This is a genomic window from Vreelandella lionensis, assembly GCF_044543515.1.
GTDB lineage: Bacteria > Pseudomonadota > Gammaproteobacteria > Pseudomonadales > Halomonadaceae > Vreelandella > Vreelandella lionensis.
The window spans coordinates 45,756-67,370 of the sequence record NZ_JBITWC010000026.1; the positions used below are offsets into that span (position 1 = coordinate 45,756).

The 21,615-nt window shown below is 53.5% G+C and carries 20 protein-coding genes; 14 read left to right on the forward strand and 6 right to left on the reverse strand.

All coding sequences use genetic code 11. The annotated features are described in order from the left end of the window. Positions 1-164 precede the first annotated feature (164 nt). The 9 genes from ACIGG6_RS15285 to sthA all read left to right on the forward strand — a co-directional run bounded on the left by ACIGG6_RS15285 (position 165) and on the right by sthA (position 9,902). Entirely contained in the window at positions 165-1,628 is a 1,464-nt protein-coding gene (locus ACIGG6_RS15285) for a glyceraldehyde-3-phosphate dehydrogenase (RefSeq protein WP_399845530.1), read from the forward strand. A 307-nt stretch (positions 1,629-1,935) separates the two neighbouring features. Further along, the gene (locus ACIGG6_RS15290) at positions 1,936-3,285 is read left to right on the forward strand and encodes a Na(+)-translocating NADH-quinone reductase subunit A (protein ID WP_399845531.1); all 1,350 of its coding nucleotides are present in this window, start codon (positions 1,936-1,938) and stop codon (positions 3,283-3,285) included. Then, entirely contained in the window at positions 3,285-4,511 is a 1,227-nt protein-coding gene (locus ACIGG6_RS15295; RefSeq protein WP_253503194.1) for an NADH:ubiquinone reductase (Na(+)-transporting) subunit B, read from the forward strand. Before ACIGG6_RS15290 ends, ACIGG6_RS15295 begins: the two co-directional genes overlap by 1 nt. After that, complete coding sequence (locus tag ACIGG6_RS15300; RefSeq protein WP_253503198.1) at positions 4,511-5,332, forward strand: Na(+)-translocating NADH-quinone reductase subunit C; 822 nt, start codon at positions 4,511-4,513, stop codon at positions 5,330-5,332. The genes ACIGG6_RS15295 and ACIGG6_RS15300 overlap by 1 nt, the downstream gene beginning before the upstream one ends. 2 nt (positions 5,333-5,334) lie before the next feature. Further along, positions 5,335-6,003 carry an NADH:ubiquinone reductase (Na(+)-transporting) subunit D gene (locus tag ACIGG6_RS15305; RefSeq protein WP_253503201.1) on the forward strand — a complete coding sequence of 223 codons (669 nt, stop codon included), beginning with the start codon at positions 5,335-5,337 and terminating at the stop codon, positions 6,001-6,003. Position 6,004: 1 nt separating this feature from the next. Beyond that, complete coding sequence (nqrE, locus tag ACIGG6_RS15310) at positions 6,005-6,622, forward strand: NADH:ubiquinone reductase (Na(+)-transporting) subunit E (protein WP_044628064.1); 618 nt, start codon at positions 6,005-6,007, stop codon at positions 6,620-6,622. Positions 6,623-6,690: 68 nt separating this feature from the next. Beyond that, positions 6,691-7,923 carry an NADH:ubiquinone reductase (Na(+)-transporting) subunit F gene (gene nqrF / locus ACIGG6_RS15315; RefSeq protein ID WP_083026396.1) on the forward strand — a complete coding sequence of 411 codons (1,233 nt, stop codon included), beginning with the start codon at positions 6,691-6,693 and terminating at the stop codon, positions 7,921-7,923. 223 nt (positions 7,924-8,146) lie between these two features. After that, a complete protein-coding gene (nqrM, locus tag ACIGG6_RS15320) occupies positions 8,147-8,401 on the forward strand; it encodes a (Na+)-NQR maturation NqrM (RefSeq protein ID WP_044628062.1) in 255 nt (84 codons plus the stop codon). 109 nt (positions 8,402-8,510) lie between these two features. Next, entirely contained in the window at positions 8,511-9,902 is a 1,392-nt protein-coding gene (sthA, locus tag ACIGG6_RS15325) for a Si-specific NAD(P)(+) transhydrogenase (RefSeq protein ID WP_213262601.1), read from the forward strand. A 67-nt stretch (positions 9,903-9,969) separates the two neighbouring features. Here sthA and ACIGG6_RS15330 read toward each other — a convergent pair whose 3' ends face one another. The 5 genes from ACIGG6_RS15330 to leuS form a co-directional block, all read right to left on the reverse strand. Beyond that, the gene (locus tag ACIGG6_RS15330) at positions 9,970-10,941 is read right to left on the reverse strand and encodes a PA2778 family cysteine peptidase (protein ID WP_399845537.1); all 972 of its coding nucleotides are present in this window, start codon (positions 10,939-10,941) and stop codon (positions 9,970-9,972) included. Continuing rightward, positions 10,919-11,317, reverse strand: coding sequence for a PA2779 family protein (locus tag ACIGG6_RS15335; RefSeq protein WP_399845539.1), 399 nt, complete (start codon positions 11,315-11,317; stop codon positions 10,919-10,921). Before ACIGG6_RS15335 ends, ACIGG6_RS15330 begins: the two co-directional genes overlap by 23 nt. Before the next feature lie 99 nt (positions 11,318-11,416). Beyond that, positions 11,417-12,484 (reverse strand): DNA polymerase III subunit delta, encoded by a 1,068-nt coding sequence (holA, locus tag ACIGG6_RS15340; RefSeq protein ID WP_083026399.1) that lies wholly within the window; start codon positions 12,482-12,484, stop codon positions 11,417-11,419. Continuing rightward, entirely contained in the window at positions 12,481-12,975 is a 495-nt protein-coding gene (locus ACIGG6_RS15345; protein ID WP_399845556.1) for an LPS-assembly lipoprotein LptE, read from the reverse strand. Before ACIGG6_RS15345 ends, holA begins: the two co-directional genes overlap by 4 nt. Before the next feature lie 14 nt (positions 12,976-12,989). Continuing rightward, positions 12,990-15,575, reverse strand: a complete 2,586-nt coding sequence (leuS, locus tag ACIGG6_RS15350; RefSeq protein ID WP_399845540.1) for a leucine--tRNA ligase — start codon at positions 15,573-15,575, stop codon at positions 12,990-12,992. Between the two features lie 162 nt (positions 15,576-15,737). Between leuS and ACIGG6_RS15355 the strand changes: the two genes are divergently transcribed. After that, positions 15,738-16,256, forward strand: coding sequence for a zinc ribbon-containing protein (locus ACIGG6_RS15355; protein ID WP_399845542.1), 519 nt, complete (start codon positions 15,738-15,740; stop codon positions 16,254-16,256). 3 nt (positions 16,257-16,259) lie between these two features. Here ACIGG6_RS15355 and ACIGG6_RS15360 read toward each other — a convergent pair whose 3' ends face one another. After that, the gene (locus ACIGG6_RS15360; protein WP_399845545.1) at positions 16,260-17,573 is read right to left on the reverse strand and encodes a hypothetical protein; all 1,314 of its coding nucleotides are present in this window, start codon (positions 17,571-17,573) and stop codon (positions 16,260-16,262) included. 517 nt (positions 17,574-18,090) lie between these two features. On the opposite strand from ACIGG6_RS15360, the gene ACIGG6_RS15365 reads away from it, so the two are divergent. The 4 genes from ACIGG6_RS15365 to ACIGG6_RS15380 all read left to right on the forward strand — a co-directional run bounded on the left by ACIGG6_RS15365 (position 18,091) and on the right by ACIGG6_RS15380 (position 21,536). Continuing rightward, positions 18,091-19,047, forward strand: a complete 957-nt coding sequence (locus ACIGG6_RS15365; RefSeq protein ID WP_399845547.1) for a Shedu anti-phage system protein SduA domain-containing protein — start codon at positions 18,091-18,093, stop codon at positions 19,045-19,047. 153 nt (positions 19,048-19,200) lie between these two features. Continuing rightward, positions 19,201-20,793: an RNA-directed DNA polymerase gene (locus ACIGG6_RS15370; RefSeq protein WP_399845548.1), complete on the forward strand. Its 1,593-nt coding sequence runs from the start codon at positions 19,201-19,203 to the stop codon at positions 20,791-20,793. Between the two features lie 71 nt (positions 20,794-20,864). Continuing rightward, on the forward strand, positions 20,865-21,281 hold the full coding sequence (locus ACIGG6_RS15375) for a GFA family protein (protein WP_399845550.1): 417 nt from the start codon (positions 20,865-20,867) through the stop codon (positions 21,279-21,281). A gap of 30 nt (positions 21,282-21,311) precedes the next feature. Further along, on the forward strand, positions 21,312-21,536 hold the full coding sequence (locus tag ACIGG6_RS15380) for a thiol-disulfide oxidoreductase DCC family protein (protein WP_399845552.1): 225 nt from the start codon (positions 21,312-21,314) through the stop codon (positions 21,534-21,536). The last annotated feature ends 79 nt before the right edge of the window (positions 21,537-21,615 follow it).

Here is a 21,615-nt window from a genome sequence, read left to right on the forward strand (position 1 = left end):
TGAAGCGGGCTTTGTGAGCCTATTTGGTACTACATGAATACTGTTTGTAGTCAATGCCCTTTTTCTGTAATACCCCTACATGTTGTGCGACTATCCATTCATTGCGGCTCCCTAATAAGCCCCGGATAATATCCCCACATCCCCGTTACCCAATGAGGCCGCACGTGAGTCAGCAAGCTCTCGAAAACGTTTTTCAGGAATGGCAAAACAATGAAGCTCTGGCTGAGCAGATGATTCCGCTGGTGGGTCAGCTCTATCGCCAGAACAACGTTGTTGCCACCATGTTCGGACGTTCCCTGATCAAGCGGTCGGTCATTCGTATCCTTAAAGATCACCGCTTTGTGCGCAAAATTGAAGGCACAGAGCTGTCGGTAGAAGACACGTACCCCATCGTAAAAGCGATGAGTGAGATGAACTTGGGGCCTGCTCACGTCGATGTGGGTAAGCTAGCAGTGAGCTTTAAGCGCCAGGGCGGTGGCGACCTTGATGCATTTTTGCGCCATGAGCTAGGCGAGATCATCGACGGCTTTCAGCCGGGCGGCAGCAAAGGCGAGCCTCAAGACGTCGTGCTGTATGGTTTTGGCCGTATTGGTCGCCTGCTGGCGCGCGTGATGGTCGAGAAGGCTGGCGGCGGAAACCTACTGCGTTTGCGTGCCATTGTGGTGCGCGGCCGTGGTGATGTGGCGAAAGACCTGGAGAAGCGTGCCAGTCTGTTGCGCCGCGACTCGGTTCATGGCCCGTTTGATGGCACCATCGCCGTGGATGCTGACGCGCGTACGCTGACCATTAACGGCAACGTGGTGCAGGTCATCTACGCCGACTCTCCCAGCGAAATTGTTTACACCGCCTACGATATTCATAACGCGGTGATTGTTGATAACACCGGTATTTGGCGTGATGAAGCGGGTCTAGGCCAGCACCTTGAGTGTAAAGGTGCAGCAAAAGCGCTGCTGACGGCGCCGGGTAAAGGTGACATCAAAAATATCGTATTCGGCATTAATCACGAGACGATTGGCGATAATGACCGCATCGTGTCGGCGGCTTCCTGTACGACGAACGCCATTGTGCCGGTGCTGAAAGTACTCAACGATGAGTACGGTGTGGCGACAGGGCACGTTGAGACCGTTCACGCCTATACCAACGACCAGAACCTGATTGATAACTATCATAAAGGTGATCGTCGTGGCCGTAGTGCGGCGCTTAACATGGTACTGACCGAAACTGGCGCAGCTAAAGCGGTTGCTAAGGCGCTGCCGGAGTTAGAAGGCAAGCTGACTGGTAACGCCATTCGTGTACCGACCCCGAACGTATCTATGGCGATTTTGAACCTGACGCTGGATAAAGGTACCGATGCAGACGCGCTGAACGACTACCTGCGCCGTATGTCGATTGATTCTGCTTACCAAAAGCAAATCGATTTCGTTGACTCTGCAGAAGTGGTTTCTTCTGACTTCGTTGGTAATCGCCACGCGGGCATTGTTGATGCCAAAGCGACCATTGCTAACGGCAATCATGCAGTGGTCTACGTCTGGTACGACAATGAGTTTGGTTATAGCTGCCAGGTCATTCGTATTCTTCAGCATATGTCGAATGTGCAGTTTTTGAAGCTGCCACGTCAGGCGAGTTAATTAGTGCGGGTCCGTAGTGCGCTAAATTAGGGCATTACTTAAAACGTTGAATCAACGCCACCTTCGGGTGGCGTTTTTTGTACCAGAAACAAATGCACTACAAATGCATATAGCACTTTTGGAGGCCATCAGGGATGTGGTCATTGGCCGCGCTTATCTTTATAATGCGATAGATTTTTCGGGGTGGTTCAAGCTTGCTTGGGCCTGACTGGTAACAATCTGAACAGAAAATAAGAATTCACTGAGCAGAAAATAAGCATTCGAACCCCTTACCTTCGTATATCCGATCCATCAACTGGGCGAGACTATGATCGAAGTCAAAAAAGGCCTGGATCTCCCCATCACGGGAGCGCCCGAGCAGCGTATTGAAGATGCGCAGCCTGTGCGTCACGTGGCAATCCTGGGCACTGACTATGTTGGTATGAAACCAACAATGGAAGTTCAGGAAGGGGATAAGGTCAAGTTAGGCCAGCTTCTCTTCACCGACAAGAAAATTGACGGCGTGCGTTTTACCGCGCCTGCCGGTGGTGAAGTAGTCGCAATTAACCGTGGCGAAAAACGTCGTCTGCTGTCTGTGGTTATTAAAGTCGATGAAAATGAAGAAGCGATGACATTTGCTTCTCATGATCGTGGTGCTTTAGGACAGCTTGATCGTCAAGCCGTTGTCGACCAGCTTGTTGAGTCAGGACTTTGGACTGCCCTGCGCACCCGTCCTTTCTCACGCACGCCAGCCATCGATAGCGTTCCTGCCGATATCTTTGTCACCGCTGTAGATACTCATCCGCTAAGCGCTGACCCTGCCTTTATCATCAATGAAAATGCCCAGGCATTTGAAGACGGCCTCAAGGTGCTAACCCGCCTGACCGAGGGCAACGTTTTTCTGTGCACGGGTGCAAACGCCTCAATTCCGGGCGGTGATGTCAGCGGTGTAAAAACCGAAAGCTTTGCTGGGCCGCATCCGGCTGGTTTGGTAGGCACACACATTCACTACCTCTCGCCCGTGGCGCTGCATAAGAAAGTGTGGCACATCGGTTATCAGGACGTGATTGCCTTCGGCAAGCTGTTTGTAGAAGGTAAGCTGGACATAAGCCGCATCGTAGCGGTAGGTGGCCCGCGTGCAGAAAAACCGCGCATTCTGCGTACCCGTGTGGGTGCCAGCACTCAGGAACTCTTAGCAGGTGAAGTCATCAAACCCGATGACACCCGCGTGATTTCCGGTTCGGTTTTCTCTGGCGCCGCCGCTGAAGGCAAACTGACTTATCTGGGTCGCTTCCACAACCAAATCAGTTTGCTGGAAGAGGGCAATAAGCGCACCTTTTTGGGATGGTTATCTCTGGGTGCGAATCGTCACTCGGTAATGGGTATCTACCTTTCCAAGTTCAAAGGCTTGAGCAACTACGCGCCGACTACTTCTACAAATGGCTCCGAGCGTGCCATGGTGCCGGTGGGTAACTACGAGCGCGTCATGCCGTTGGATATTATGCCAACGCAACTGCTGCGTTCGCTGATTGTGGGCGACATTGAGGTTGCCATGCAGCTCGGGTGTCTTGAGCTGGACGAAGAGGATCTGGCGCTGTGTACCTACGTTTGCCCCGGCAAATATGAGTACGGCCCCATCCTGCGTGACAATCTCACCATGATCGAGAAAGAGGCCTGATGATGGGTATTCGACAAACACTCGATAATCTCGAGCCGCACTTCCATAAAGGTGGCAAGTACGAGAAGTTCTATCCGCTTTACGAAGCGGTAGATACCATCTTCTATTCGCCCCCCAGTGTTGCGAAAACCACGTCACATATCCGTGATGGCGTTGACCTTAAGCGCATTATGATCACCGTTTGGTTGTGTACCTTCCCGGCCATGTTCTTCGGTATGTGGAACGCAGGTTGGCAGGCTAACACGGCGATTGAAGCAGGTTATGCTTCTATGAACGGCTGGCGCGAAGCCATCATGATGACCCTGGCGGGCGGTCATGATCCGAGCAGCCTGTGGGCGAACTTCGTGCTGGGTGCGACCTACTTCCTGCCTATCTACCTCGTCACCTTCGTGGTAGGTGGTTTCTGGGAAGTGCTGTTCGCCATTAAGCGTGGTCACGAGGTGAACGAAGGCTTCTTCGTGACTTCCGTGCTGTTTGCGTTGATTCTGCCAGCTACTATTCCGCTATGGCAGGTAGCATTAGGTATTACCTTCGGTGTCGTGATTGGTAAGGAGATCTTCGGTGGTACCGGTAAGAATTTCCTTAACCCGGCGCTGACTGGCCGTGCGTTCCTCTACTTTGCTTATCCGGCGCAAATTTCCGGTGACGCAGTATGGGTAGCAGCCGACGGCTACACCGGTGCTACTGCGCTTTCTATGGCGTTCCAAGACGGTATGACTGCGCTGACTAACGCTTACAGCTGGTGGGATGCCTTCCTAGGCTTTATCCCTGGCTCTGTTGGCGAAGTGTCGACGCTGGCCATCCTGATCGGTGCTGCCGTACTGCTGTGGACCAAGATTGCCAACTGGCGCATCATGCTGGGTGTATTCCTGGGTATGGTGATTACCAGCACGCTGTTCAACCTGATCGGTTCTGAAACCAACCCCATGTTCGCGATGCCGTGGTACTGGCACCTCGTCATTGGTGGGTTTGCCTTCGGTATGGTGTTTATGGCGACTGACCCTGTGTCCGCTTCCATGACTAACCAAGGCCGTTTGGTATTTGGCGCGCTGATCGGTGTGATGACCGTTCTAATCCGCGTGGTAAACCCGGCGTTCCCGGAAGGCATTATGCTGGCCATTCTGTTCGCCAACCTGTTTGCGCCGCTGATTGACCACTTCTTCGTCCAGGCCAATGTGAAGCGCCGTCTCAAGCGCACTGGTACACCGGCCGAGGAGACTGCCTAATGGCACAAGGTAATAACTCCATCAAGAAAGTCCTGATCGTAGCGTTCTCGCTGTGCATCGTGTGCTCGGTCATCGTTTCGACGGCGGCCGTCGCACTACGCCCAGCGCAGCAGCTCAATCAGGAGCTGGACCGCAAAACCAACATCCTTAATGTGGCGCGTCTTTACGAGCCGGGTATGGATGTGGAAGAAGCGTTCAGCAGCCAGATCACTGCCCGCGTTGTTGAACTGGAAACCGGTGAATACACTGACCAGTTTGACCCCAGTACCTTCGATGGTTTTGAAGCCGCGCGCGACCCAGCTACTGGCCGCACGCTGTCTGGCGACCGTGATATCGCAGGTTTGGCGCGGGTTGAAAACTACGCCACCGTTTATCTCGTGGGCGACGCTGAAAACCCCGACCAGATTGTTCTGCCTATTCGTGGGCAGGGCCTGTGGGGCCGCATGATGGGCTTCCTCTCTGTTGAAGGGGATGGCAACACCATCGTCAGTATCACGTACTACGACCACAGCGAAACGCCGGGTCTGGGTGCTGAGGTAAACAACCCGCGCTGGCAAGCCCTGTGGGAAGGTAAGGAGGTTTACAGTGAAGAGGGCGACCTTTCACCGGAAATCCACCTGACCAAAGGCGGTGCAAGTAACGAGCACGAAGTCGATGCGCTTTCCGGTGCTACGCTGACCAGTAACGGCGTGACCAACATGCTGCAGTTCTGGCTGAGTGAAGAGGGCTTTGCTCCTTACCTGGCTAAATTCCGCAGCGGTACCGAGCCATCAGACGCCGAAGACACCGAGACTGACTTCGACGACGTTGAGGGGGCCTGATCATGGCGGATGTAAATGCAAAAGGCGTTTTAACGGCGCCGATTTTTAAGAACAACCCCATTGCACTGCAAATCTTGGGGATCTGTTCTGCGTTGGCGGTCACCACCAGCATGAGCGTTTCGCTGGTAATGGCGTTGGCGGTAATTTTTGTAACTTCCTTCTCGAACTTGTTCGTATCGCTGATTCGGAACCATATTCCGTCCTCGATCCGTATCATTGTTCAGATGACCATCATTGCCTCGCTGGTGATCGTGGTTGACCAGATCCTCAAAGCCTATGCTTACGAAATGTCTAAGCAGCTGTCGGTTTTCGTAGGTCTGATCATCACTAACTGCATCGTGATGGGCCGCGCGGAAGGTTTCGCGATGTCCAACACGCCGGGCCTGTCATTCCTGGACGGTATCGGTAACGGTTTGGGCTACGGTTTCGTTCTGATGGTGGTAGGTTTCGTTCGTGAACTGTTGGGTGCTGGTAGTATCTTCGGCTTCACTGTACTGCCGACCATTCAGAACGGCGGCTGGTACGTGCCGAACGGCCTGCTGCTGCTGCCGCCTTCTGCCTTCTTCATCATCGGTCTGTTGATCTGGGTACTGCGCTCTGTCAACCCCGAGCAGGTAGAAGAGAACGAGTTCAAGATGAAGCACAACACCAAGCCGAAGGAGGCCGTGTAACATGGAACATTATCTAAGCCTTTTCGTTGCTTCGGTATTTGTTGAGAACATGGCACTAGCCTTCTTCCTGGGCATGTGTACGTTCCTTGCGGTATCCAAGAAGGTGTCCTCTGCGATTGGCCTTGGGATTGCGGTTATCGTCGTACTGACGATCACGGTTCCGGTCAACAACCTGGTATTCACTTACCTGCTGCAGGAAGGGGCGCTGACCTGGACCGGCATTAGCGGTGCTGAGAATATCGACCTGTCATTCCTGGGTCTGCTCTCTTACATCGGTGTTATCGCGGCACTGGTACAGATCATGGAGATGTTCCTTGATAAGTACGTACCGTCGCTTTACAACGCGCTGGGCGTTTTCCTACCGCTGATCACCGTAAACTGCGCCATCCTGGGTGGCGTACTGTTCATGGTAGAGCGTAGCTATAACTTCGGTGAGGCCGTGGTATATGGCTTCGGCGCTGGTACCGGTTGGGCGCTAGCAATCGCTGCTCTGGCGGGTATTCGTGAAAAGCTGAAGTACAGCGACGTGCCGGGCGGTCTGCAGGGTCTTGGCATCACGTTTATCACCGTTGGCTTAATGTCACTGGGCTTTATGTCCTTCTCTGGCATTCAGCTTTAATCGGAGCCGGTTTTCTCGGCAGCCTAGGCTGCCGAGGTACAGAAAACCTTCAGCAATAGGAAACCGACATGGTTGATACATCTGTCATCTTGCTCGGTGTTGTCATGTTCACGGTCATCGTTATTAGCTTAACGGCGATCATTCTGGCAGCGCGCAGCAAGCTAGTGAGTAGCGGGGACGTGACCATTGAAGTCAACGGCGACCCTGAGCACACCCTGAAGACCCAGGCCGGCGGCAAGCTTTTGAACACCCTGGCGGCCAACGGTATTTTCCTTTCTTCTGCCTGTGGTGGCGGTGGTTCCTGCGCCCAGTGTAAGTGCCGAGTAGAAGAGGGCGGCGGTTCTATTCTGCCGACTGAAGAGTCGCACTTCACCATGCGTGAGAAGAAAGAAGGCTGGCGCCTCTCTTGTCAGGTTCCTGTGAAGCAGGACATGAAAGTAGAAGTGCCGGAAGAAGTCTTCGGCGTTAAGAAGTGGGAAACCGAAGTAACCGCCAACCCGAACGTGGCGACCTTCATCAAAGAGCTGAACTTGAAGCTGCCTGAAGGTGAAGAAGTTGCCTTCCGCGCCGGTGGTTATGTACAGCTGGTAGCGCCGCCCTACGACATCAAGTTCTCTGACTTCGATATCGAAGAAGAGTACCGTGGCGACTGGGAGAAGTTTGGCCTATTCAACATTTCCCACAAGAGCAATGAGGAAGTCATCCGCGCCTACTCCATGGCGAACTATCCGGAAGAGAAAGGCCTCCTCAAGTTCAACATTCGTATCGCGACTCCGCCTCCTGGCAGCAGTCATCCGCCGGGCCTGATGTCTACCTACGTCTTCAACCTGAAGCCGGGTGACAAGGTAACGGTGATGGGGCCGTTTGGTGAGTTCTTCGCCAAAGACACCGACGCTGAAATGGTCTTCATCGGTGGTGGTGCGGGTATGGCGCCAATGCGTAGCCATATCTTCGACCAGCTCAAGCGCCTGAAGTCGACTCGTAAAATTTCGTTCTGGTACGGTGCGCGCTCCTGGCGTGAGACCTTCTACAACGAAGAGTACGACCAGCTGGCGGAAGAGTTCCCGAACTTTGAGTGGCACTTGGCACTCTCCGATCCGCAGCCGGAAGATAACTGGGAAGGCCCGACGGGCTTCATCCACAACGTGCTGTACGAAAACTATCTGAAGGACCATCCGGCACCTGAAGATTGTGAGTTCTACATGTGTGGACCGCCCATGATGAACGCCTCTGTTATTAAGCTACTGCTTGATATGGGCGTTGAGCCGGAAAACATCCTGCTGGATGACTTCGGCGGCTAATATCGCATCAGCGAACGTTAGAAGCGGGGCTAGCCTTTGGGCTAGCCCCGTTTGTTTTTGTTTACCGTTTTGTTGGTAGATGCGAAGTATCCGTGCTGAAAAACGCCCAATGCCTGATCATTTTGCGGTGGCTGAGGTACAATGGGCGGTAGATTTTTAAGGCACTTATCGGCACAAGTATTGTCGGCAGGTGAGATACCTAACGTAATGCTAGGAGGACAACATGGCAATTTGGCTACTGGTATTCGGGTTTATGGCGCTGATTATGGGCGCGATGGCCGTTGGCGTGCTGATGGGGCGTAAACCCATTGCAGGCTCCTGCGGTGGGCTTAATCAAATCGGCATGAAGGATGGCTGCGATATCTGCGGCGGTAAAGACGAAGTATGCGAAGAAGAGAACCGCAAACGCGGTAGCGTACGGCGCCGTAGTGATGAAAGCCGTGGCGCCGACTTAGGTTACGATGCAACGCGCCGCTAACCGCTGATGCTACTACGCGTTAAATAACATCAAACGCTCGCTTAACCGCGGGCGTTTACGTATGCGCTAATGAATTGATGATGTCAGGGAACAAGGAGATCCAAACCGTATGGCGGTTCACAATTACGATGTCGTGGTGATCGGTACCGGCCCCGCCGGAGAAAGCGCTGCTATTAATGCTGCTAAGCACGGTATGCGGGTGGCGATAATTGAGAAGCAGGCCCAGGTAGGCGGTAACTGCACCCACTGGGGCACCATTCCTTCGAAAGCGCTGCGCCATCAGGTAAAGCAGATCATGGCGTTTAACACCAACCGCATGTTCCGCGATATCGGTGAGCCCCGCTGGTTCTCCTTCCCAAAAGTGATGGAGCGCTCGCGCGGTACCATCGACAAACAGGTTGAAATGCGCACCACTTTTTATGCGCGTAACCGCATTGACCTGTTCCACGGCGTCGCCCGCTTCAAAGACGAGCACACCGTTGTAGTGCGCGACCGCCAAGAGGGCATGGAAGAGCTAGTGGCTAAGAAAATCGTCATTGCCACCGGTTCGCGCCCTTATCGCCCGGCAGATATCAACTTCCGCCACCCGCGTATCTACTGCTCCGATACCATCCTGAGCCTGTCCCACACGCCGCGTACGCTGGTAATTTTCGGCGCGGGCGTTATCGGTTGTGAATACGCGTCCATCTTCTCGGGGCTTGGCGTGAAGGTAGATCTGATCAACAACCGGGATAGCCTGCTGTCGTTCCTGGACGATGAGATCAGTGATGCGCTCTCTTATCACCTACGCAAGCACGGCGTGCTGATTCGTCATAACGAAGAGTACGAGAGTGTCGAGGGTGATGAAGCAGGCGTAGTGGTACGCCTGAAATCCGGTAAGAAAATCCGTGCCGATGCATTCCTATGGGCCAACGGCCGTACTGGTAACACCGACAGCTTAGGGCTGGAGAACATCGGCCTGGAAGCGAATGGCCGTGGTCAACTCAGCGTGGATGAGCACTACCGCACCTCGATTCCGCATATTTACGCGGCGGGCGACGTCATTGGTTGGCCAAGCTTGGCCAGTGCCGCCTACGATCAGGGCCTAAACTCCTGCAACGAGCTGCTGGAAAAAGAGTACCGCTTTGTCAGCGATGTCCCGACTGGTATCTACACTATTCCTGAAATCAGCTCCTTTGGCCCGAACGAGCGCGAACTTACCGAAGCCAAAGTGCCCTATGAAGTGGGCAAAGCGTTCTTTAAAGATACCGCTCGCGCCCAAATCACCGGCGACACGGTGGGCATGCTGAAAATTCTGTTCCACCAGGATACGCTGGAGATTCTGGGTATTCACTGCTTTGGCGACCAGGCTTCTGAAATTCTGCACATCGGTCAAGCGATTATGCAGCAGAAGGGCGAAGCGAATACCCTGAAGTACTTCGTGAACACCACCTTCAACTACCCGACCATGGCAGAAGCTTACCGGGTGGCGGCGCAAAACGGCTTAAACCGCGTCTTTTAAGCGGCCACAAAAAGGGGGCGCTATGCCCCCTTCGTGTTTATAACCATCACCTTCCGTTAGCCATACCTTATAGCGATTCCAACAGCTGTTGGGCGCGGGGCTGCCATTCGCCTTCTAGTGAAGCAGCTTGGCTTAGTGATTCCCTGGCGGCGGCGGTGTTCTCTTGCTGAAGCTGCAAGATGGCTAAGTTTAGCCATGCGGCCCCCATAGCGGGGTCTAGTTGGGTAGCGGCTTCAAACGCTGCTAACGCTGCTTGGGGTTGTTCCGTTGCGTAAAGCGCATTGCCTAACGCGAACTGCCCCAACGGGTTGGCGGGGAAGCGTTCGCCAAAGGCTTGCCAACTGCTGAGCGTTTTTGCAGGCCCATGTTGCTCTTCAAAGGCGCTAATCGCTTCCAGGGCGTTGCGGGCGGTCACGCCCTCCGGCAGGCTGCCCGGCTCGCTGACCACAAACCCCCAGCGCTCAGTACGTGCCCACGTAGCATCAAAACGGCTAAACGACAGGGTGTGCCGCTCGATTTCACCGCTGCGCAGAACAAGCGTCTCGTTAGGCAGATCAAAGCCAATTGCCACCGCGTAGTGCCACATGGGGAAAGCGGGCAGGGCAAGGTTCTGCATCACTACCACCGGGTCGCCAGCTTCCAAGTGAGTGAGCAGTGCATCCATGGTGCCGCGAATAGGAATCGCCAACTGCTCGTAGCGGCGTACGGTGGCCAGCATTTCTGGCTGAACGCTGCCGTCACGCCCTGGCAAAAAAACCTGAGGAATCAGCTCGTCTAAGCTAGCCTCTACGCCTTCGTGATTAAGTACCATAGCCAAGGTAGCTGGGCCGCACTGGTATTCCGTTTGGGCAAAAAACGGCACTTCGGTGAGCTCAGTTTGCGGCGTCAGGCTGGCTTTGGTGCTTTCAAGCAGTACCGGGCTGCGTGCGCAGCCGGTTAGCAGTAGAAGCAGCAGGCTTAACAGTAAAACGCCCGCAGTGCGGGCGTTAACATAACGGTTCATCATCGCGGATGAATTAGCGTGTGAACGGGTAAACATCGGTTAAACCGAGAATGTCCGTTACCAGCAGAATCACAAATACCGCGAACAGCGCACCAATCACGCCAGCACCGGCGGGCAACTGCTCAAGCTGCTGCGCCATTTGCTGGGCTTCGGCATCGCTCAGGGCCTCCACACGCGCTTCAACGTCAGCAGGATTAACACCCTGCTTTAGCAGTTGATCTTGCACATCGGCACGGGCGAGGATTTCATTGATGCGCTCGCGGTCCGCACCGGCACGGTCGCCTGCTAAAACAGACTGCGTTGATACCAGATCCATGCCTTGCGGGGCGGTAGGGGCCGCCACAACGGGCAGGCTGGCAAACACTAACGCAGCAATCAAAAGGGTCGAGAGGTAAGCACGCACTGTTTTCATTGTCTTCATCCTTAGACTTATCGGGGAGCAAGCTATGAGTAGCTTGAGTGATTAGTATAGAAACAAACAGCGAGTGTTTTAAGACGAAAATGCAAAGTGCTAATTATTTGCACTAATGCGATAGGTCCAGGGCGTTTCCGCCAGGATGCCTTTTGCCCCTGCCATGGTCATGGCGAGGTCGTGCAGCCCCGGCCATAGCGGCACGGCAGATGCCCCTTTCACCGCTAAATCCAGGCGCTGGGCCATTAGTAGCAGTTTGTGTAAACGCTTCATGGAAAGGCGGCTAATGGCTTTTTGATAGGACGGGCGACGTTTATCAAAAATCATCGGCTTTTGGGTTTTACAGGCGTGCTCAAAGCTCTGGCCCTGATCCAAATGCTGATGCAACGACAGCAGAGTGCGCAGCTCGCGGGTGAGCGCCCACAGTACAATCGGCGCTTCGACGCCTTCGCTTTTTAGGCCGTTCACAATCCGCGAGGCACGGCTGGGTTCGCCCTTCAAGCAGGCATCCGCCAGATTAAATACGTCGAAGCGGGTGCTATCTTCGACTCCCTGAGCAATATGTTCGACGTTGAGCCGGGTATTAGCCGGGTAGATCAACGCCAACTTTTGCAGCTCTTGATCAGCCGCCAGCAGGTTGCCTTCGGTGCGCTCACCCAGCAACCGTGCCGCTTCCAAATCAATCTGCAGGCCATGGTGAGACGCTCTATCCCGTAGCCAATAGCCAAGCCGCGAAGCATCTACCGGCCATACGGGAACAAAAATTCCCTGTTTATCTAAGGCTTTGAACCAGGCGCTTTTCTGCTGCTTGGCATCGACTTTGCCCATGCTGACCAATAGCAGGTCGTCGCTGCCATCCATCATTTCCGCATATTGAGCAAGCGCCTTGCTGCCTTCCTGCCCCAGCTTCTGATTACCCATGCGCAGCTCTAACAGCTTGTTGGAGGCAAACAGCGAGAGGTTGCTGGCGGTTTCCAAGAGCCGCCCCCAGGCAAAGTTGGGCTCTACATCCAGTACTTCCCGCTCTTCGATACCCGCTTGGCGAGCGGCGGCGCGCACCGCATCGCAGGCATCGCGGTGCTGCAGCGGCTCATCGCCCGCCACAATTACCGCTTTGGGCAGTTTTTTGGCTAGGGCAGCGGGCAGTTGGTCGGCAAATACCTTCACCGCGGCGCCTCAATGTTGGCTAAGCGTTCCACAATACGCTGGGCAAGCTGCCGAGTCAGTGTCTGCTCGGCCTCTTGGAACAGCGTCTCGCGGTTCAACAGATCATCATCGCTTACCCGAATCCGCGTGCTGGTGGCCAGCGTTGCGTTATTCAGCGCGTAAGCGTTAGTTTCCCGTTGCTGAACCGAGAGCGTAGTGCTCAGCGTTAGCTCGTGTTCGCGGCTGGCGCGGCCATCGGTGCCAATGCGCCGCTCTTGCAGCGTTGGCGTGCCGAGAGTGACGCGCCAGGGCGCGCCGCTTTCTACCTCGGTGCCTAATTGCTGCAGGCGAGTGCGAAGCTGCTGGGCGAGGGCGCTATTATCGTCGCCCTCTATCGAGAGTGCGGGCAGGCGCGGCATGGATTCCGTGCCGCGCAGGTGGAACCCGCAGCCGCTGAGCAGCACCGCCGCCGAGGCGGCGATGCTAAGCGCGAGGAAACGACGGCGCGTTATGGGTTGGGCTGGCTTCATCCACTCACCACAATGTTAACCAGCTTGCCAGGCACCACGATCACTTTACGGACCGTTTTGCCTTCCAAATGGCGCTGGACGTTTTCGTTCTCCATCGCCAGTTGCTCGATGGCGGCTTTGTCGGCGCTGGCCGGGGCTTCCAGGCGGGCGCGCAGTTTACCGTTCACCTGTACCACCAGCTCGATGCTGTCGCGGGTCAGGGCGGCTTCGTCTACTTTTGGCCACTGGGCCTCAATGGCGGGCTGCTCATGGCCCAACTGCTGCCACAGGGTGTGGCACAGGTGCGGGGTAATCGGAGCCAGCAGCAGTACGCAGGCTTCCAGCGCTTCACGGCTAACCGCGAGGCCCAGTTCAGAGGTATCGTCGAACTTAGCGACCGCGTTAGAAAGCTCCATCACAGCCGCAATGGCGGTGTTGAAGGTGGTGCGGCGGCCAATGTCGTCGCTGGCTTTCTTGATGGTTTCGTGGGTTTTGCGACGCAGCGCTTTTTGGTCGTCGTTGAGTGCCTCAACGTTCAGCGTGCCCGGAGTGCTCGCTTCCAGGTGCTCGGTAACCTGACGCCAGATGCGCTTCAGGAAGCGGTGCGCGCCCTCGACGCCGGAATCCGACCACTCCAGCGACTGCTCGGGCGGCGCGGCAAACATCATAAACAGGCGCACGGTGTCGGCACCGAACTTGTCGATCATCGACTGCGGATCGACGCCGTTGTTCTTCGACTTGGACATCTTCTCGATGCCGCCCATCTCAACGGGCTGGCCGTCGCTCATCAAAATGGCGCTCAGCGGGCGGCCTTTCTCGTCACGCTTCACTTCCACATCGGCGGGGTTAAACCACTCTTTGCCGCCGTTATCTTTAATGCGGTAGAAGGTTTCCGCAATCACCATGCCTTGGGTGAGCAGCTGCTGGAACGGCTCGTCGGAGTCGACCATGCCGAAATCACGCAGCAGCTTGTGGAAGAAGCGGGCGTAGAGCAGGTGCAGAATGGCGTGCTCAATACCGCCAATGTAGAGGTCCACCGGCAGCCAGTAGTTGGCGCGCTCATCCAGCATCGCTTCGTGGTTATCCGCACAGCAGAAGCGAGCGAAGTACCAGGAAGACTCCATAAAGGTATCGAAGGTGTCGGTTTCACGCACCCAGCCATCGCCTAGTTCGGAGAACTCCGGCATCTTCTTCAGAGGAGAACCGGAGGCATCCACGGTGACTTCCATGGGCAGCGCGACGGGCAGCTCGTCATCGGAAAGCGGCACGGTTTGGCCTTCCGGGCCGTACTTCACCGGAATCGGCGCGCCCCAGTAACGCTGGCGGGCAATACCCCAGTCACGCAGGCGGTAGTTGGTTTTTACTTCGCCACGGCCCAGCTCAGCCAGTTTGGCGGCAATGGCATCAAACGCCGCTTGGAATTCCAGGCCATCGAACTCGCCGGAATTAATCAGCGTGCCGTGCTCGGTGTAAGCGCCTTCAGAGATATTCGGCGTGTTGCCGTGCTCGTCGGCTACCACCGGCTTCAACTCAACGCCGTACTTGGTGGCAAACTCCCAGTCGCGCTGGTCGTGGGCGGGTACGGCCATGACCGCGCCGGTGCCAAACTCCATCAGTACGAAGTTAGCCACGAATACCGGCACTTCTTCACCGCTTAACGGGTGAATGGCTTTATGGCCCGTGGCCATGCCCAGCTTCTCTTTGGTGGCCATTTCCGCTTCAGAGGTGCCGCCTTTGGCGCACTCTTCACAGAACGCCGCCAGCTCGCTGCTCTGCGCGGCGGCTTGTTTCGCCAGCGGGTGACCAGCGGCCACGGCCACGTAGGTCACGCCCATCAGCGTATCCGGGCGGGTGGTGTACACCGCCAGCGGCTCGCAGGCGCTGCCATCGGCGGCTTTAATATCAAAGCTCAGCTCGACGCCACGGGATTTACCAATCCAGTTGCGCTGCATGGTCTTGACCTGCTCGGGCCACTCGACGTTATCTAAATCTGCCAGCAGCTCATCGGCGTAGTCGGTAATCTTCAAGAACCACAGCGGGATCTCTTTGCGCTCTACCGGCGCGCCGGAACGCCAGCCGCAGCCGTCGATGACCTGTTCGTTGGCGAGGACGGTTTGGTCGACCGGGTCCCAGTTCACCGTGGACATCTTCTTGTACACCAAGCCCTTTTCCACCAGCTTGGTGAAGAACCACTGCTCCCAGCGGTAGTAGCTGGTGTCGCAGGTAGCGAATTCGCGGCTCCAGTCGTAGGCAAAGCCCAATGCCTTCAACTGGTTGCGCATGTAATCAATGTTTTGGTAGGTCCACTTGGCGGGCGGCACCTGGTTTTGAATCGCGGCATTCTCCGCCGGCATCCCGAACGCATCCCAACCCATGGGCTGCATGACATTTTTACCCTGCATGCGCTGGAAACGTGAGACAACGTCGCCGATAGTGTAATTACGCACGTGGCCCATGTGCAGCTTGCCGCTGGGGTAGGGGAACATGGATAGGCAGTAGAACTTTTCGCGGTTGGCGTCTTCTACGGCTTTAAAGCACTGGTGTTTGTCCCAGTACTGCTGAGCATCACGTTCGATATCACGGGGGCTGTAATGTGCGTCCATCGGTGTTTTCAATGCCTTGGGGTCATTCGCCCAAAAAGGGCGCAAAGTGAATAATAGATGACGACTGTCAGATAAGTAGCGTCGATTGTATCCTATGCAGGTGTATCCTTGAACGGCTAGCCGATGATAGGCAGCGCCTGTGGCAACAAAAGGAGAGGACCCATGGAAAAACATAACGATCACCGCCTGCGCGAAGGCTACGAGCGCCTGTTGGAACGCATGCAAGGCGGCGCCAACGAGCTCACCTGGGATAACCTGCAAAAGGATTTGGACTACGCCGTTGCCTTTGAAGCAGAGCTTGAAGAGTACACCAAAGACGAGCTGGCCCTGCTGCGCGCCTGGGTAGAGCGCGACTTAAAAGATATGCGCTACTACATGGCGGATACCGGCAAGCAGGTGGCTAGCTGGCTGGGGGTCGATATCGACCAGCTCTCCCGCCGAGTGGCAGAATCACTGCTTTCGATTGCCGACCGCAGCGTGGTAGACCGCGAACGCTTTGAGGACGACCTAGAAGCCGCCCGCGCCGATTACTGCGAAGGCGAAATTGCCGCCCCGGGGTTAATGGCCTGCACACACTGCGATGCCCAGGTAATGCTGAACGAAGTCTCGCGGTTGGAACCCTGCCACCAGTGCGGCCACCGCTACTTCTACCGCTTCCCCAATAAAATTGTCGAAACCTAATTTTTAACCTAGCCAAGCGCTCAAGCCTGCGATCGCCCCCAGCGAGAGCAGGCTCATTATCGCCGCGTAGGGCAGGTTATCTTTCATCATGCGATAACCGCTCACCCCATAACGCCCCTGCAAGGAAAGGTTAATACCGGAAAGCGGCCCAACGCTGGTGCCCACTGCCCAGGCGCTTAACGCCACAAAGGCGAATAGCGTTTGCTCGCCACCGCTTAAATCCAAAATAGACGCCAGCACGGAAACGCCAATAATTGGGTGCAGCCCGACCAGCGCGCTCAGCGTAATGGCAGCAAAGCTGGCCATGGCCTGCCACGTACCAAAGCGGGCAAACAGCGTCCACTCATCGCCCGCAGCGGCAGCCACCAGCGTCGAAAGCCCCAAGGTCAGTAACCCCGCCGCTAAAAACAGCGAAATTTCCCCACGCATAGCGGGCAGGCGGGTAACGGTGTGCTGGCGAATGCGCCGCAGGGTAAAGCGTGGGCCTTCCCGCAGGTTGCTTAACAGCGCCACCCCCGGCAGTAAAAAGGTAATGATGCTGACAATGGTGAGCGACGGCGTGATCCAGAAGTGAAACAGCATCACCAACGCCGCCATGCCCGCAGGCATGAGCAGGCTGCGGGGCGAAAGCGAAAAACCATCCACCTCGGTTAAATCAAACCGCCGCCGCAGCTCCAGCGTGGTTAATAGCCCTGAGAGCATGGCAATCGGAAAACCCACCACGGCAATCTGGGCATATTGCACCGAAGGCACCAGGGCAATCACTACCGCCATGGAAGCAAAGAAAGGCGACCAAAGGGCAGCGCTAGAAAGCCCACGGTTCAGCGCTAATAGCTGCGGCGTGGTTAACGGCGCACGGCGAGCCAATCGGTCGCCCACCATAAACACCGTGGAAAGGTTCAAAATCGTGCCGAGGAAATGCACCCCCAGCCAGGTACGCAGCACGCCATCCGCCCCTGTTACCCGCTTGCCCGGCGGGCGTTTATTGCCCTGGGTTCCAATCAGCGAAATAAAGCTCACGCCCACCAGCATGGTGGCCACAAACACGTTGCCTTGCAGCATGGCAGGCCAGTTCACCGCCGCGTCATACACCGTTTGCGCCACCACCAGCATGACCACACCAAGGGCAATCAACACCCCCGCCTGAATACGCGAACGCTTGGGAATATCCCGCCACAGCAGCGCCACCGCCGCCCACAGCAAATAGCTCACCGCCTGCGCGGTCGGTACCGCCCCGGTAAAGCCCAATATCTGCGCCAAAAGCCCCAGCAGCACCAACACCCCCGCCAAGCGCTGCCGTGTCGTTGTCTCTTGCATCTCAATCCCTTACTGGTTGAGTTAGCAGGCTAAGCTGGTTTGCGAGAGAAGGCTAGTAGCAAGAAGTGACGGGGTAAGGGAGATAACAGATGTGATAGATGGCAGATGTGGGAGATGACAGGAGTGGGAGGGCGCTTCAGCGCGATGATAAAGCCACCCAAACATCGAAAAAGCCACCGATCCCGTAGCGCGGCGTAACGAACGAAGTGAGGCACCCGCGAAGCACCGCAACGCGGTGCTGATAGTGCCACGTAGGCCAGTCAGGCACGGCTGAAAAATTAACCTAACACGTGACCTAAGCTGAATTTGTTAATAGAGTGTGATTAGACGGGCAGAACGAGCGGGCATGATAACAAGGGGTGGGTGGTCATCTGTGTGTTTATAGATATAAAAAAATCAACGGCTTATATGAAAGTTCGAACTTTATTTTTCTAATGACTGTGCTGGCGCTTTTATTAGAGTTATGCCGCGGACTATATGATCACTGTTAGCAGCTATGAGTTAATTGAGAGGTATCATGGCACAAATTAAAGACAGATTAGTCAGGATTATTCGTGATAAACCTCGTGTTCTGACTAGAGCTATATTTTGGAAGATTCCGCACAACACTTCAGAAGATGAAGTGTTTTTGAAGCTTGGTAGGTATAACAAACCAAAGAATTGGTATGAGAGTGAAGCTCTCGAGCTCGATAGCCCCAAAAGTGAGCTCACACTAGATAGTGAAGAATTTCACAATTTAGTTGAGTTTATCTCGAATAATTATGAACCTTTTAAGCAAGGTGCTAGAGCTTTCTTGCCGCTGGATAATCCATATGATCTTTCAAATGCTGAGCAAGTTAAACAGTTGTTGAATTTGCCGGACAAACGGGGAGTGCTTGAGTTTCTTTTGGCAAATGATGTAATCCCTGAAGATCTAGAGTTAGGTTTAGAGCATGCTCGAAAAGTTCGTGCGCTAGATGAGTTTCAATATCTTTTAGAGTCTGATTTTACTGAAGGTGCATGGCAGAACTGGTTTGAGAAAAATAGTTGGGTTCTTGGTAGCGACTTTGTCAAAGTCCTCGATGAGCGGGCAATAGATACCCATAATATTTCAGACTTTCTGATGGAAAGTTATGATGGTTTTTTGGATATTGTCGAAATAAAACGACCCGAAGGTAGCCTTAAGTTTTGGTCTGTAGGGCTTGACCACAATAACTACTACCCGCACTCTGATTTAATTAAAGCTATCACTCAATCCCAGGCTTACATTCATGAAGTTGAGCTGGAAGCTAACAGCGTCAAGTTCATGGAGAGGGTGGGTTACGTTAAAACCATCAAGCCAAGATGCACTTTAATTTACGGGCGCTCAAATGATTGGAATAAAGAGCAACAACAGGCATTTCGTGTGCTCAATAGTAGTTACCATAATCTAACGATTATGACCTTTGATCATGTCTTAGATAGGGCAAAGCGCATAATTGGTAAACGCGGCTAACAAAGCGTTTAAGAGTGATTCGCAACGCTTGGTATTTTCGGTTTCTATCGACTTTAGTGTATAAGGCGCAATAGGTTAGGTGGTAGCTTTGCTCACACCGTAACGCGGCTTTAGAAGGCAAAGTCTGTCAGTAGAGAAGGAGTGACGTTTCAGATGTTAAAAGAGCTACTCGAAAAAGGATACTTTCCGGCAGAGCTGCCCGCCCCCTTTACTACGCAGGAATATGCGGCAGCAATATGCTCAAGCTCTTTGCCTAGTGGCCATCCATATGTTTATGGAAAAAAAGGCCCGAAATACAATTCTAAAAGCGCTGTATTTAATTTGGCTAGGCGAGGAGAGCTTCGTAGGGTTCTATCGATACCTAATCCAATAAACCACTATCACGTGGCAAAATCGATAGCTGACAATTGGGTGGAAATAGAGGCGCACTATAAAAAGTCCGAGCAGTCTTTAAGTAGACCGGTGCCAGATATCTATCGTGCGCTGGGATGGGAAAAAGGCTTCTCTGAATTATCAAGTATAAAGCTGAGAACTCGCTCTGCGTCAAAGTACATACTAAAAGCAGACATAAGCAATTTTTACCCCTCAATATATACACATAGTATTCCTTGGGCTTTGCATACTAAGTCGGTTGCAAAAGGAGCCTTTGCCTTCTCCGCTAGTTTAGGTAATCAAATTGATACGCACATTAGAAATTGTCAGGAAATGCAGACAAAAGGTGTTCCAATAGGTCCTGATGTTTCTTTTGTAATTGCCGAGATCGTTATGACGGCGATTGATGAGATTTTGGTTCCTGTGGTTGGTAAAAAATATCATAGATATATTGATGATTTTGAGTTTGGCTGTGCATCCTTGCAAGAAGCTGAAGCTACTTTGGCGAGATTGCAAGAAACCCTCGAGTATTTTGAATTAACTCTAAATTCATCAAAAACAAAAATCGTAGCATCTCCTTGCTATATTGATCCAGTGTGGATTCACGATTTAAAAAATTACAAGTTTAGGAATGGTAAAACTCAACAGAGAAACGATTTTTTGCACTACTTTGACTTGGTGATGGACTGCTTGCAAAAGTACCCAGAAGAGCCGATAGTAAAGTATGCAATATTAAGGTCCGCATCTAAAATAATTTATGAGCGTAATTGGAGTTGTTATCAAAGTATTATTTTGCAGTGGTCAATCGCGGAGCCTGGTATACTACCGATTGCTCTAGACTTTATTCGCTTTTACGAAAAACAAGGCTACATAATTGACAGGGAGGAGCTAAAAGAAACGTTAGAGTTTCTTATATCCGAGCATTCGCCAATGGGCCACACCAGTGAAGTTTCGTATGCTGTTTTTGGTATGATACTTTTTGACCTTGCTTTCTCAGATGGCGTTGTGGAAATTCTATCTGGTATAGAAAACCCATTTGTAGCGTTGCTCACATTAGATGCACAGCATCAGGGGCTGATACCGAGCACTCACACGTTTAGCCTGTGGCAATCTCTGATGACACCCGCAGAGCTTAAGACATCAAATTGGCTGCTCGCATATGAGGCTTTTATAAAGGGTTGGTTGCCTTCTGCTACTGGTGTTGACTATGTGAGTAAAGATGATGGGTTTAAATTTCTTCAAGCGCAAAACGTCCAGTTTTATGATACTCGAGCAATCCCAGATTACTCACCGTCTGAAAAATATTGGGCACTAAACGACATTACTCCGGAACAGCTGAATTATGCTCTTGAGACTTTTAATAAAACGCTGTAGCCGACTTCGTACCTCGGCGGCTGAGCTTTGCGTTATGCACACACGAGCGGCAAGCAATAGAGAGAAAGCTGATGGCCGATTATCTTGGTTCTTGTCTGTGTGGCAATACAAAATTTGAAGTGCAAGGCGACCTCGACGGCTTTTACCTTTGTCATTGCCAGTATTGCCAAAAGGATACCGGGTCCGGTTATGCAGCTAATTTATTTTTGAATTCAGCCAAGTTGATTTGGTTGGCGGGTTCAGAATCTGTGACTACCTTCACGCTTCCCGGCACTCGTCACAAGAAAAGCTTCTGTAAGCTCTGTGGTTCAGCACTGCCAAGCATTCATGAGGCAGGTTTGCTCGTCATTCCTGCTGGGTGTTTGGATACGGAAGTCTCTATGTCACCCACAGCGCATATCTTTACATCGCGAAGGGCAGGTTGGGAGGAGGCGATGAGCGACGTTCCAGAGTTTGAGAGGCTTCCAGAGCCAACTAAGCGTGCATGATCAAGCGATTACAAGGCGCTAACGGAGCCTATGAACAATCCCCATATCGTCATATTCGATGGTGTTTGCAACTTCTGTAACGGCGCAGTGCATTTCATCATCCAGCGAGACCCAGAGGGAACCTTTGCATTCACCCCTATGCAGAGCGAGTTGGCGCAGGAGCTAACGCAGCGCTTTAACGTGCCCGATGTGGGAATGGACACCTTGGTGCTTATCAAAGATGGTGAGTGTTACATCCTTGATCTTGCCCAGTAACGATGGACATCTCAAGAATGTAATACACTGCAGTGAGGTGGACCATGGCAAGATCGACGACATCAATGAAGAAAAAATC

Bases quoted from the DNA above. Each gene is read 5' to 3' on its own strand.
- ACIGG6_RS15290 (WP_399845531.1), top strand. From the start codon at position 1,936: ATGATCGAAGTCAAAAAAGGCCTGGATCTCCCCATCACGGGAGCGCCC.
- ACIGG6_RS15295 (WP_253503194.1), top strand. From the start codon at position 3,285: ATGATGGGTATTCGACAAACACTCGATAATCTCGAGCCGCACTTCCAT.
- ACIGG6_RS15300 (WP_253503198.1), top strand. From the start codon at position 4,511: ATGGCACAAGGTAATAACTCCATCAAGAAAGTCCTGATCGTAGCGTTC.
- ACIGG6_RS15305 (WP_253503201.1), top strand. From the start codon at position 5,335: ATGGCGGATGTAAATGCAAAAGGCGTTTTAACGGCGCCGATTTTTAAG.
- nqrE (WP_044628064.1), top strand. From the start codon at position 6,005: ATGGAACATTATCTAAGCCTTTTCGTTGCTTCGGTATTTGTTGAGAAC.
- nqrF (WP_083026396.1), top strand. From the start codon at position 6,691: ATGGTTGATACATCTGTCATCTTGCTCGGTGTTGTCATGTTCACGGTC.
- nqrM (WP_044628062.1), top strand. From the start codon at position 8,147: ATGGCAATTTGGCTACTGGTATTCGGGTTTATGGCGCTGATTATGGGC.
- sthA (WP_213262601.1), top strand. From the start codon at position 8,511: ATGGCGGTTCACAATTACGATGTCGTGGTGATCGGTACCGGCCCCGCC.
- ACIGG6_RS15330 (WP_399845537.1), bottom strand. From the start codon at position 10,941: ATGTTTACCCGTTCACACGCTAATTCATCCGCGATGATGAACCGTTAT.
- ACIGG6_RS15335 (WP_399845539.1), bottom strand. From the start codon at position 11,317: ATGAAAACAGTGCGTGCTTACCTCTCGACCCTTTTGATTGCTGCGTTA.
- leuS (WP_399845540.1), bottom strand. From the start codon at position 15,575: ATGGACGCACATTACAGCCCCCGTGATATCGAACGTGATGCTCAGCAG.
- ACIGG6_RS15355 (WP_399845542.1), top strand. From the start codon at position 15,738: ATGGAAAAACATAACGATCACCGCCTGCGCGAAGGCTACGAGCGCCTG.
- ACIGG6_RS15360 (WP_399845545.1), bottom strand. From the start codon at position 17,573: ATGCAAGAGACAACGACACGGCAGCGCTTGGCGGGGGTGTTGGTGCTG.
- ACIGG6_RS15365 (WP_399845547.1), top strand. From the start codon at position 18,091: ATGGCACAAATTAAAGACAGATTAGTCAGGATTATTCGTGATAAACCT.
- ACIGG6_RS15370 (WP_399845548.1), top strand. From the start codon at position 19,201: ATGTTAAAAGAGCTACTCGAAAAAGGATACTTTCCGGCAGAGCTGCCC.
- ACIGG6_RS15375 (WP_399845550.1), top strand. From the start codon at position 20,865: ATGGCCGATTATCTTGGTTCTTGTCTGTGTGGCAATACAAAATTTGAA.
- ACIGG6_RS15380 (WP_399845552.1), top strand. From the start codon at position 21,312: ATGAACAATCCCCATATCGTCATATTCGATGGTGTTTGCAACTTCTGT.